The 11,911-nt window shown below is 42.3% G+C and carries 11 protein-coding genes and 1 other RNA gene; 3 read left to right on the top strand and 9 right to left on the bottom strand.

The genetic code is table 11. From position 1 onward, the window contains the following. Nucleotides 1–177 precede the first annotated feature (177 nt). The 7 genes from NCCP133_RS02250 to NCCP133_RS02280 all read right to left on the bottom strand — a co-directional run bounded on the left by NCCP133_RS02250 (nucleotide 178) and on the right by NCCP133_RS02280 (nucleotide 7,179). Nucleotides 178–333, bottom strand: coding sequence for a hypothetical protein (locus tag NCCP133_RS02250; protein WP_264803332.1), 156 nt, complete (start codon nucleotides 331–333; stop codon nucleotides 178–180). A gap of 58 nt (nucleotides 334–391) precedes the next feature. Then, complete coding sequence (gene recD2, locus NCCP133_RS02255; RefSeq protein ID WP_264803333.1) at nucleotides 392–2,815, bottom strand: SF1B family DNA helicase RecD2; 2,424 nt, start codon at nucleotides 2,813–2,815, stop codon at nucleotides 392–394. 28 nt (nucleotides 2,816–2,843) lie between these two features. Further along, on the bottom strand, nucleotides 2,844–3,509 hold the full coding sequence (locus NCCP133_RS02260; RefSeq protein WP_264803334.1) for a tetratricopeptide repeat protein: 666 nt from the start codon (nucleotides 3,507–3,509) through the stop codon (nucleotides 2,844–2,846). Nucleotides 3,510–3,644: 135 nt separating this feature from the next. After that, nucleotides 3,645–4,760 carry a tRNA 2-thiouridine(34) synthase MnmA gene (gene mnmA, locus NCCP133_RS02265; protein WP_264803335.1) on the bottom strand — a complete coding sequence of 372 codons (1,116 nt, stop codon included), beginning with the start codon at nucleotides 4,758–4,760 and terminating at the stop codon, nucleotides 3,645–3,647. Nucleotides 4,761–4,830: 70 nt separating this feature from the next. Next, entirely contained in the window at nucleotides 4,831–5,973 is a 1,143-nt protein-coding gene (locus NCCP133_RS02270; RefSeq protein ID WP_264803336.1) for a cysteine desulfurase family protein, read from the bottom strand. A 97-nt stretch (nucleotides 5,974–6,070) separates the two neighbouring features. After that, complete coding sequence (cymR, locus tag NCCP133_RS02275) at nucleotides 6,071–6,490, bottom strand: cysteine metabolism transcriptional regulator CymR (protein WP_264803337.1); 420 nt, start codon at nucleotides 6,488–6,490, stop codon at nucleotides 6,071–6,073. Then, nucleotides 6,490–7,179 carry a YczE/YyaS/YitT family protein gene (locus NCCP133_RS02280; RefSeq protein WP_264803338.1) on the bottom strand — a complete coding sequence of 230 codons (690 nt, stop codon included), beginning with the start codon at nucleotides 7,177–7,179 and terminating at the stop codon, nucleotides 6,490–6,492. Before NCCP133_RS02280 ends, cymR begins: the two co-directional genes overlap by 1 nt. Before the next feature lie 262 nt (nucleotides 7,180–7,441). On the opposite strand from NCCP133_RS02280, the gene NCCP133_RS02285 reads away from it, so the two are divergent. Both NCCP133_RS02285 and NCCP133_RS02290 read left to right on the top strand, forming a co-directional pair. Continuing rightward, nucleotides 7,442–8,710, top strand: coding sequence for a replication-associated recombination protein A (locus tag NCCP133_RS02285; RefSeq protein WP_331490969.1), 1,269 nt, complete (start codon nucleotides 7,442–7,444; stop codon nucleotides 8,708–8,710). A 214-nt stretch (nucleotides 8,711–8,924) separates the two neighbouring features. Next, a complete protein-coding gene (locus tag NCCP133_RS02290) occupies nucleotides 8,925–9,449 on the top strand; it encodes a hypothetical protein (protein WP_264803339.1) in 525 nt (174 codons plus the stop codon). A gap of 81 nt (nucleotides 9,450–9,530) precedes the next feature. Here the strand turns inward: NCCP133_RS02290 and NCCP133_RS02295 are convergent, their stop codons facing one another. Continuing rightward, nucleotides 9,531–10,292 (bottom strand): tRNA threonylcarbamoyladenosine dehydratase, encoded by a 762-nt coding sequence (locus NCCP133_RS02295; protein ID WP_264803340.1) that lies wholly within the window; start codon nucleotides 10,290–10,292, stop codon nucleotides 9,531–9,533. A 240-nt stretch (nucleotides 10,293–10,532) separates the two neighbouring features. Between NCCP133_RS02295 and NCCP133_RS02300 the strand changes: the two genes are divergently transcribed. Beyond that, nucleotides 10,533–11,495, top strand: coding sequence for an NAD(P)H-dependent flavin oxidoreductase (locus tag NCCP133_RS02300; protein ID WP_264803341.1), 963 nt, complete (start codon nucleotides 10,533–10,535; stop codon nucleotides 11,493–11,495). An 85-nt stretch (nucleotides 11,496–11,580) separates the two neighbouring features. Here NCCP133_RS02300 and ssrS read toward each other — a convergent pair. After that, nucleotides 11,581–11,767: non-coding RNA, 6S RNA (gene ssrS, locus NCCP133_RS02305), on the bottom strand. Nucleotides 11,768–11,911: the final 144 nt, after the last annotated feature.

The following is an 11,911-nucleotide window of genomic DNA, read 5'->3' on the forward strand; positions in this document are numbered from 1 at the left end:
TCGGTCCTCTCCCCTCCATCAGATAGTTCTTCGGAAAACTCAAAATCCTGCTGTTTTGGCTGTTTACGCCTTTTTATGCCATGGAGATTTAGAAGCGAACTTCTTGTTTTCTTTTCCACATTTATCATTCCTCCTTTTCATGAAAGGTATATAAATCAACAGGACTGCAGTGCCCTTCTATTTCCTGGACCCTTTTTTTGCTTCTTCAGCAGCTGCTTCATCAAGATTCTTGCCATCATTCACCTGACGTTCATTGTATACAAGTTCGGATGCCGTTAGTTCTTCTGAAGCTATATTATTATTGGGTGCTGCTTCTCCATTCCATTTGCCCATTTATACACCCCTTGTTTAAAAAGAATAAAAAAGAACAGTCTATATTTGACTGTTCTTTTTAGCTATACTCTTTTTCCATAAAATCATACGGTGTTATATTTTCCATCCCAACCATTGGGTCAGCTTGGAGCAGCCTTTCTTCAAGTGATCGTGTTTCAGGCAATGAAGATTCAGCTGCTTTAGCCTCTTGAGTACTGTTATCTGCAGGAATCGCTTCCCTAAGCTTGTCAGAAAGAGTTGTGAGGCGCGCCTGTTCATCAGCTCTTTCAACACCTATTTTTAATGCTTCTTCTTCTCCGCATAGAATTAAGAATTGCTTGCTGCGGGTAATGGCGGTATAAAGAAGATTCCTTCTTAGCATCCGATAATAGCTTTTCACAACCGGCAAAATAACAATCGGGAATTCACTTCCCTGTGATTTATGTACAGAGCAGCAGTAGGCATGCGTGATTTGATTCAGGTCTTGCCTGGTGTAAGTTGCTTCAGCGCCGTCAAAGGAAACGACAATCATATCCTGTTTTTCTGTATTTTCCTTTGCATAAAAGATTGAAACGATTTCACCCATATCCCCATTAAAGACATTATTCTCAGGCTGGTTGACAAGCTGAAGAACTTTATCGCCAATCCGGTACCTAACATCGCCAAAAACCAGCTCTTTTCTGGTGCCATCCGTGGGGTTTAGGATTTCCTGCAATATTTCATTAAGCTTATCAATGCCGGCAGGACCTCTATACATCGGGGCAAGCACTTGAATTTCCCTTGCTGAATATCCTTTTCTTTTGGCATTCAATACCACTTTCTCTACTACTTCGCCAATTTGTCCCGGGTGGCATTTAATAAAAGAACGGTCAGCCTGCTGAACTGAAATATTTACTGGCAGTTTGCCCCTCTTCATTTCATGTGCGAGTTCAATAATCGATGACCCTTCCGCCTGCCGGTAAATGTCTGTTAATCGGACTGTCGGAATGCGTTCTGATCGCAAAAGATCTTTGAGCACCTGCCCTGGCCCAACAGAAGGAAGCTGATCCTCATCGCCAACCAGGATTACCTGCATATTTTCAGGCAGCGCCTTGAACAGCTGATTTGCGAGCCATACATCAACCATAGAAGTCTCATCCACTATCAGTATCTTCCCTTCAAGAGGACTTTCTTCGTGGCGGTCGAACCCTTCTATCCCATTCCAGCCAAGCAGGCGGTGAATCGTTACAGCAGGCAGTCCAGTTGATTCAGCCATCCGCTTGGCAGCTCTTCCCGTTGGAGCAGCAAGAAGGAAGGGGAATGGCTCTTCCTTTTTGTAATCGTTCGGCTCAAGCGAACAGCCGTGCAGCTCACCATAAAGCTCCACTATTCCTTTTATGACCGTTGTTTTCCCTGTCCCCGGGCCACCTGTAAGAATCAGCATTGGTGACATAAGTGCTGTTTGAATGGCCTCTTTTTGAGTCGGTGCATATTGGACGCCAAGGCGTTCTTCCAAGTTGCCAAGTGCCAAAAGAAATTCGGACTCAGGAAACTGTTCATCAAACTCTGTTTGGTTAAGGATGCGCTTAATGTTTGTGACGAGCCCCTTTTCAGAAAAGTAAAGGGAAGGCAGATATATTTTCTGGCCTTCCGCCATTATTTTTCCTTCTTCTTCAAGTTTAATCAGCTCATTTGAAATCTCTTTAAATTCAATCGGGTCTTGCTTATTTTCTTCCAGCAGCTTTTTGACGCTTTGCAGCAGGACTTTTGCTTCAACATAAACATGCCCCGCTTGCATACCTTCCATTTCAAGTATATAAAGGCAGGCTGCTTTAATCCGGTCAGGATGGCTCCCTGTAATGCCTAGCTGGAAGCCGAGTTCATCTGCCCGGCCAAACCCGACGCCTTCGATATCCTCGACAAGCTTATAAGGATTGGTTTGTATCACTTCTATGGTTGACTCTTTATACACCTGATAAATCCGCATGGAAAGCTGCGGGCCAAATCCATATTGATTCAAAGCAATCATTGCCTGCTCAAGGCCCTGATGCTCCATAAGGGTTTCATAGAGCATTTTCGCTTTTTCAGGTGAAAGCTTTTGTACCTGGTCAAGGAGGGAAGGCTGGTTCAGAATTCGGGAAATGGCATTTTCGCCAAGCTTCTCAACGATTTGTTCTGCTGTTTTCTTGCCAATTCCTTTAAATAGTTCACTTGATAAATAATTGGCTACTCCTTGTTTCGTTTGGGGAAGGTCTTTACGGTAAAAGCTTGCATGAAATTGGACGCCGAATTTGGGATGTTCCTTAAATTCCCCATAAAAAATATAGGTTTCATGCTCATGCATCTTTGGAAGGTAGCCCGTAATAACCGCTTCTTTTTCATCATATGAATCGTTCGTTTCATCCACACGAATGCGCAAAACGGTATATAAATTTTGCTCATTATGAAAAATCGTGACAAGATGCCTGCCTTTTATAAATTTTCCCTGTTCGGCAAATAGATCCATGGAGTCCTGTTTTTCCATTGCTTTCCCCTCCCCTAAACAATCAACCTTACTTTGATTCGGCATCGCCTTTTTCAATGAGTTTTTTCCCGTATCCCGCCAATAGATGATCTGGCTGAATTTCAAGTGCTTTATTAAAGTTTGCTAGAGCCTCTTCTTCCTGTTCCTTAAAGCCGTAGGCTACACCCAGGTTATAAAAAGCATCTGCATGCTCAGGCTCTATTTCTATGGTCTTTTTCATCTGCAAAATCGCTTCATCAATGTAATTTAGCTGAGCCAGGCATAGGCCGTACTGGAAATGAGCTTCTGCATCTTTTTCATTCAGCTCTGCGCTGCGCTGCAAATAAGGCAGAGCCAGTTTTCCCTGATCAAGCGCGGTTAGCGTCATGCCAAGCATAAAAAAGTTATCTGCAGTTTCCAGCCCTTTTTTCATGGCTGTTTCAAACATGTTCTTTGCCTCATCAAATTTCTGCAATTCATAATATAAGTTCCCTGCGCTATAATAAGCTGCCCCTGCATTTTCATCCAGACCGATGGCTTTTTCATAAAATTTCAGCGCTTTTTCATTCTCTCCAGCAGCAGAAAGCACATTGCCAAAATTAATGTAAGAAACCGGATCAGCAGGATTATCTTCAATTGCTTCCATAAAAACCTTCGCTGCTTCTTCCCATTTTCCTTCTTGCATATATTGAATACCCATTTGGTTTTTATCCATTCTTAATCACTCCATTCAAATGAAAGTATAGCATATTTCGGACAGCGCTTTTAGATAGGTATTTCCGGTCGGTTGCAAAATAAAGCCCCGACTCTTTTTAATAGAATCGGGGTTTTTCATCCCAGGAAAATTTGCTTATCCAACGTACTCCAAACGTTTTCCATCCTTAAATATTTCATCAATAGTTCCACCGCCAAGGCACTCGTCTCCATTATAAAAGACTACTGCCTGTCCAGGAGTGACAGCACGGACCGGCTCATCAAACACCACTCGAACTTTACCGTCATGATGAATTTTAACTTTCACCTTGCTGTCAGCTTGGCGGTATCTAAATTTCGCCGTGCATTCAAACGTTTGCGGCATTTCAGCCTTTGATACCCAGCTGGTGCTAACAGCAATAATGGAATCAGAATATAGCTTTTCATTATGAAAGCCCTGTCCAACATAAAGGACATTCCGCTTCAAATCTTTTCCAATGGCAAACCATGGTTCACCTGCACCGCCAATTCCAAGGCCATGCCGCTGGCCGATTGTATAATACATCAAGCCATCATGCTTGCCGACAACTTCGCCGTCCATCGTCTCCATATTGCCCGGCTGTGCAGGCAAGTAATTCCCCAGGAACTCCTTAAAGTTGCGTTCGCCGATAAAGCAAATGCCGGTACTATCTTTCTTTGTTGCTGTCGCCAGGCCGGCTTCTTTTGCAAGCTCTCGTACTTTTGATTTCTCAATATCCCCAATCGGAAACATTACTTTTTCAAGCTGTTCCTGTGTTAACTGGTTCAGGAAATACGTCTGATCCTTATTTTCATCTAGGCCTCTCAGCATTTTATGCTCACCATCCCTGAATTCGACACGGGCATAATGCCCGGTAGCCAAATAATCAGCTCCAAGGCTCATAGCATGCTCTAGAAATGCCTTAAACTTAATTTCCTTATTGCACATAACATCCGGATTTGGCGTCCTTCCCGCCTTGTACTCCTCAAGGAAGTAAGTGAACACTTTATCCCAATATTGCTTTTCAAAATTAACGGCATAATAAGGGATGCCTATCTGGTTACAAACCCTAATGACATCATTATAATCCTCTGTAGCAGTGCAAACACCGTTTTCATCCGTATCGTCCCAGTTCTTCATAAAAATGCCGATCACATCATAGCCCTGTTCCTTCAAAAGAAGGGCCGCAACTGAGGAATCTACTCCTCCGGACATTCCAACCACCACTCGGGTATCCTTTGGGTCTTTTTTCATCTATCTTCACCTCATTTCATCACCATGAGAAAAAGCATCAGTTAATAGAAGTTCTTCTTAATGATTCTATCTATTTTGCCAGCCGCTTGACAATTTTGGCTGTTTCTTCTGCAGCTTTTTCAACCTGTTGCTTTGTATTGAAAAGGCCGAAGCTGAATCGAATAGAGTTTTGCAGCTTCTCCGATTTTTTCCCGAACATGCTGACAAGCACATGGGAAGGATCAATGGACCCTGCTGTACAAGCTGATCCGCTTGAAGCTGCAACACCAGCTAAGTCAAGATTAACAAGCATAGCTTCTACGTTAGTTCCTGGAAAGCTTAAGTTTAGAACATGAGGCAGGGAATAATCAAGAAATCCGTTCACTTCAAATTCAACTTCCTCTTGTTCGAGCTTTTTCATAAATAACATTTTAAATGCTATATACTCTTCTTGTTTAGATTCCATATCCCGCTGAGAAATTTTTACCGCTTCCTGGAAGCCAGCAATCGAAGGAACATTTTCTGTGCCTGCCCGGCGCTTTCGCTCCTGTTCTCCTCCATATAGACGTGAAGAAAGCAATACATGCGGATGTGCATACAAAAAGCCGATTCCTTTCGGGCCATTAATTTTATGTGCCGAAACAGACAGCAAATCGATCCCCAACTCAGCAACACTAATATTCTCCAGACCATACGCCTGGACTGCATCCGTATGGAATTTTGCAGGATGGCCAGCAAGCAGCTGTCCAATTTCCTTAATCGGCTGGATTGTACCGACCTCATTATTCCCATACATGATTGTCACTAGAATGGTATCATCTCTTAAAGCCTCCGATACATCCTCCACAGCAACACGCCCATCTTGATCAACCGGTAAATACGTTACTTCATAACCTTGCTTTTCAAGCTGCTCACATGCATGCAAAACCGCATGATGTTCAATTTGAGTAGTAATGATATGTTTTCCATTCTCCCGGTATGCTTCGGCAACGCCAAAGATCGCATGGTTATCGGCTTCTGTTCCGCCGCTCGTAAATATAATATCATTCGCATTCGCACCAATGCTTTTCGCTAAAGCTACCCGTGCTTCGTCAATAATATAGCGGGCGCTTCGCCCAAAAAAATGGATACTGGACGGGTTTCCAAACTCTGTTTCCATGATCTCTGCCACCCGGCTGATGACTTCCGGATGCATAGGAGAAGTTGCTGCATGGTCAAGATATATTCGTTCCAATCTATTTCACCTACTTCATTTGTCCTGCTACTTGCATTTTTCCTATAAAAATAGGACTTATTCTCATTAGTGTTTTCATTAAAGTCTTTAGTCCTGCTCAAATATAAAACATATAAGCATCAGATTCACCTGTATCTGTATGGCTGGCAAGATCCTCTAAAGTTGTGTTATCAAGCACATCCTTCACTGCATCGCGGATACGCAGCCATAGTTCTCTTTTTGCTGGTTCTTCATCTTCTATGCCTTCCACTGGACTGATCGGTCCTTCCAGAACCCTGATGATATCACCTGCCGTTATTTTGGTTGGGTCATTTCCTAAAACGTAGCCTCCATATGCACCCCGAATACTTTTCACAAGCCCTGCGTTTCGGAGCGGTGCAATTAGCTGTTCCAGATAATGTTCAGACAGATCATTTGTTTGGGCAATCGATTTTAATGAAGTAGGACCCTCACCATGTTTCTTTGCTAATTCAATCATAATAGTTAGACCATAACGGCCTTTAGTAGATATTTTCATCAGCTGGCACCTCTATTCTTTTCTTTCAGCATTTGATTCATATGAATTTCTTTCTCACCTTTAAGCTTTGCCAAAAACCTGTCAGTTAAAGCCTGGCATTGAGGCAAAGCGATTCCGACGATTGGTCCAACTGTCAAACTAAGAATAATGGTTCCCCAAAATACCGGACCGCCCAGCTGCCAGCCAATCACTAAAACAAAGATTTCCATTAAGGCTCTTACATTCCTGACCTTCCAGCCGGTTCTTGCTGTTAATGCAATCATCAGACTGTCGCGAGGCCCTGTGCCAAGCTTTGCTGAGATGTACAGTCCCATTCCATAGCAATAAATAACAATACCGCATACAAACATCGCTGCTTTTCCACTAAACGTATTTGGTGTTTGCATAAAGGGCAAAAACAAATACATATCAATAAAAAATCCAATGAGCACCATATTCAAGAAAGCTCCCACTAGCGGGAATTCCTTGGATATTAGTGCAGCAATCGCTAATATAAAAACTCCGACAATGATGGACCAGCTTCCTATTGTCAAGCCAAGCCGGTAGTACAATCCAACATGGAGAACATCCCACGGTGTTGCCCCTAAATCAGCCACAATCAATAAAACAATCCCGAGGCTCATGACAAGCAACCCGGTTAGATACACCAAAAACCTTTGGCCTATCTGGCCTGTATTTTTTAACAACATGCCATACGCTCCCCGCCGGACAGACAAATAATTATGTTAATAAATCCTTAGTAATAATATAGACTTTTGACATTATAGCATATTTTAGGTGAAAAAGGGGAATGGGCTTCCATACCTTTTCCATTTTGGAATGGCATATTCATTTTGCACCTGGGTCAGTTATGGTATCTTATTTAATATGACAAAACATTCTCATACATGGAGCTAGAGAATAGAAAGAATGAATCAGGGCAAAAGCATTTAATAGGTTGGAGTGATTATTTTGAGCATCAAACCTCTTGCATTTCGAATGAGGCCGCGAAGAATTGAGGAAATTATCGGCCAGGAGCATCTTGTTTCTGAAGGAAAAATCATATATCGGATGGTACAGGCCAAACAGCTTTCTTCCATGATTCTGTATGGGCCCCCTGGAATAGGCAAAACTTCTATTGCAAGCGCCATTGCCGGGAGTACAAAATATGCTTTCCGGACGCTTAATGCTGTTGCGAATAATAAAAAGGACATGGAAGCTGTTGCAGCTGAAGCCAAAATGTCAGGAAAAGTCATTCTTCTTCTTGATGAGGTTCACAGGCTTGATAAAGGAAAACAAGACTTCCTTCTTCCGTATCTGGAAAATGGAAGCATTACACTAATTGGGGCTACAACAAGCAACCCATATCATGCCATAAACCCCGCAATTAGAAGCCGCTGTCAGATTTTCGAGCTGAAGCCGCTATCAGCTGAACATATAAAAAAAGCGCTGAATGAAGCATTAGAGGATAAAGAACGAGGTCTCGGAAACAAGGATACAAAGGTTACCGATGAAGCGCTCACCCATCTCGCCTCAGCATCAAATGGCGATGTCAGAAGCTCGCTAAATGCCCTTGAACTTGCTGTTTTATCAACCAAGCCTGATGAAGACGGAATAATCAGGATCGATTTGTCTGTCGCTGAGGAGTGCATTCAGCGTAAAAGCTTCACACATGATAAAGATGGCGATGCACATTATGATGTTTTATCGGGCTTTCAAAAGTCAATACGAGGAAGCGATGTAAACGCAGCCCTGCACTACTTAGGCAGACTGATTGAAGCCGGCGACCTGCAGAGCATTAACAGACGCCTTTTAGTCATCGCCTATGAAGATATTGGACTTGCTTCTCCTCAAGCAGGGGCGAGAACACTTGCAGCCATTGAGAGTGCTGAAAGGATCGGATTCCCTGAAGCAAGAATACCGCTCGCCAATGCTGTGATAGAGCTTTGCCTATCTCCAAAATCCAATTCTGCCTATAAAGCATTGGATGCAGCCATCGCGGACATTCGGGCCGGCAAAAGCGGGGAAATTCCTGACCATCTTAAGGACGCACACTACAAAGGCGCCAAAGAACTGGGAAGAGGCATTGACTATTTATATCCTCATGATTATGATACAGGCTGGGTCAAGCAGCAGTACCTGCCTGACAGGATTAAAAATAAAGTCTATTACGAGCCTAAAAAAACAGGAAAATTTGAACAGGCTTTAGCAGCCGTATATGATAAGCTTTTAAAATCTTAAAAGGTCTGGCGATGCCAGACCTTTTTGTAATAGGCATGATAAGCCTATATTCTATCATCAACTTCCCAAGAAATATTATCCACTCGCTCTGATTCTTCAATTGCCATTCCTTTTTCATTGCGCAGAAACATCCCTTTAGCCATTTCATAATGGAATATTTTCAATCATAAGGGTGACGATAAGCCTATAAACGTCATTTCAAGGTGGTGAATGCATGAAGGAAAGAAAAGACCTATGGAAGCCGAAAGAGGATCATTTTTTAAAAGAGACAGTGCTCGAATATACTTCAAATGGCGATCCAAAAGCATCAGCATTTAAAAAAGCAAGCATCGAGTTAGGACGGACAGTTTCGGCATGCCAATACAGATGGAACGCAGTGTTAAAGAAAGAAGCATTCTCATCAGCTGATAAAAATGTTTCCTCCAGCGATACAACAGCCAGGCAGCCCTATACTAATCTCGAAACAGATCCACTTACAAACTTGGACCAAGTCATCAGCTTCTTAAAAAATTTTGCCAAAACAAAGCCCAATTCCGAGCTGCTTGAACAAAATAAAATCCTGCATAACGAACACACCCAATTAAAGCTGTTAAATGGGCAGCTAAGAAAAAAGCTTGAAGACAAGAGAAAAGCATTCGAAAAGGAACTTCTTCAATACGAAGAAATGGCCGGGATCCTTAAAGAAGCCGACCATCTGCTTAAGCAAGAAGGCAGAGCGGAGAAAAGAGCTGTCCAGTAAGGTTCTGCGGTGTTGTTAAGACCACTCGGATTACGCAGACCCTCCACTCAACTAAAAGACCGGCATTTTAGCCGGCCTTTATCAGTCATTCACACGAGTAATTTGAATATCGCTTAATAGCTGTCTTACCACATAACTTGCCATGACTAATCCTGCCACGGAAGGGACGAATGCATTAGAAGAAGGCGGCATTTTCGCCTTTCTGATTTCTGCATCGTCCTTTCCAACTGTTTTGCGGATATCTTCACGGATGATAATCGGGCTTTCATCAGAAAAGACAACCGGAACCCCTTTGCGGATCCCTTCTTTTCTCAGACGTGTACGGATGACCTTCGCAATCGGATCCGTATGCGTTTTGAAAATATCTGCGATCTGGAATCTTGTTGGATCCATTTTATTGGCAGCACCCATGCTTGATATCAACGGAATATTCCTCTTAAGGCACTCCTTCATTAAATGAATTTTATAAGAAATCGTATCTGAAGCATCCACTACGAAGTCCAAGCCATATTCGAAAAATTGCTCATAGGTTTCTTCTGTATAAAACATCTTCAGTGCAATCACTTCGCATTCAGGATTAATGTCCTCTATTCTTTCTTTCATTAAATCTACTTTCGGTTTTCCAACAGTTGATAAAAGCGCAATAACCTGACGATTTACATTCGTAATATCAACATCATCCTTGTCGACAAGCACAAGCCGGCCCACCCCTGAACGGGCAAGAGCTTCTGCTGCAAAGGATCCAACCCCTCCTATGCCAAGCACTGCAACCGTACTATTTTTCATTTTCTCAAGGCCTTCCTTGCCGATGGCCAATTCATTTCTCGAAAATTGGTGAAGCATCTATATCCACTCCATAACAAGTTTATAAAAAATACAAGCATTCATTATCTATTACCCGATAATGAATATATCATACTTCCGTATTAAAGCAAGTAGTTCTATAGGTTTAATGATGTTAATAATCACCAGAAATATTTATCAAGTTATATGACCAGGTAATAAAGATCACATCTTTTTTTAAAAAATAATGATAAGATGCCCTTAGTCTTACAAATACACTTTTGAAATGAGGATAAAACAATGAATCTACCACAGCTGCAAATCGGCCATATGAAGACCAGGTTTCCTATTCTTCAAGGAGGCATGGGTGTAGGCATTTCCCTTAGCGGGCTTGCATCCGCAGTAGCCAATGCAGGAGGAATAGGCATTATTTCCGGAACCGGCATTTCTACAGAAGAATTAAGAAGACATATAAAGAAAGCAAGGGCTCAATTAAAAAATGAGACTGGCTATATTGGTGTAAATGTCCTTTTTGCCATGAACGACTTTGCAGAAAAAATGAAGGCGGCATTGGAAGAAAAAGTTGACTTTATCATTTCCGGCGCAGGGATATCCCGCGACATGTATTCATGGGGAAAGGAATATGGAGTACCTGTGATTTCAATAGTGTCTTCAGCAAAACTTGCCAAACTTTCCGAGAGACTCGGAGCATCAGCTGTGGTTGTAGAAGGCCATGAGGCAGGCGGACATTTGGGGACAGACAAGCCATTATTTGATATCCTTCCAGAGGTAGTGAAAACAGTAAATATCCCTGTTATCGCAGCAGGCAGGATTTTAACAGGAATGGACCTTGCTAAGGCTGTAAATTCGGGAGCATCAGGTGTACAAATGGGAACTCGATTTGTTGCGAGTGAGGAGTGTGATGCGCCCCTTCCGTTTAAAGAGAAGTATGTAAATGCACAGGAAGGGGATACGGTCCTTGTAAAAACTACAGTTGGACTGCAGGGAAGAGCCATTAAAAATAAATTCACTGCCCTTATTGCCGGCACAGATAAACTAAAAATCCAAAAATGCCACGACTGTTTAAAAAATTGTTCCTACCGTTTTTGCACATTGGATTCACTGCTAAAGTCAGTTGGCGGTGATGTAGAAAACGGTCTCGTTTTTGCCGGTTCAAGAGTTTCGGAAATTAGAGAAATTCTGCCTGTAAAGGAGATAATAAAAAATATTGCCTCTGAATATCAAAAAGCAAAAGCTTTATGATCAAGAAGCCTGCTGTCCCCGCAGGCTTCTTGATAGCATATAAAAAATCCATGCAAAAAAAGCATGGATTTTTCAACGTATGTATTAGAGTCCCAATTGTGCCGTCGCATTGTTGCCCTCATTTTGAACCCGCACTCAGCAGGTGGGTGTCCTGTATTCTGCGTTTGTAAGTCCTCATCCATGAGGCATTTACGCTGCAGAAAAACTCCGGACTCCCGAAGGAATAATGTTGGTCAAAATTTCAGGTTTTGCAACGAACACTTCAGGACTCTGTATTTATTATTTGAAATAATCATACCATATGGCTTTTATTTTTTCAAGATGGATCAGCTAAGCTGGTCTTTACTCCATCTCCATTTTTTGTCTTAAAATTTATGGAAAAGCTATAAAAATTAGGAGCATCTTCCCAGTTTGAG

Origin of the sequence: Cytobacillus sp. NCCP-133 (assembly GCF_026011715.1) — a bacterium.
In the GTDB taxonomy this organism is placed as follows: domain Bacteria; phylum Bacillota; class Bacilli; order Bacillales; family Cytobacillaceae; genus Cytobacillus.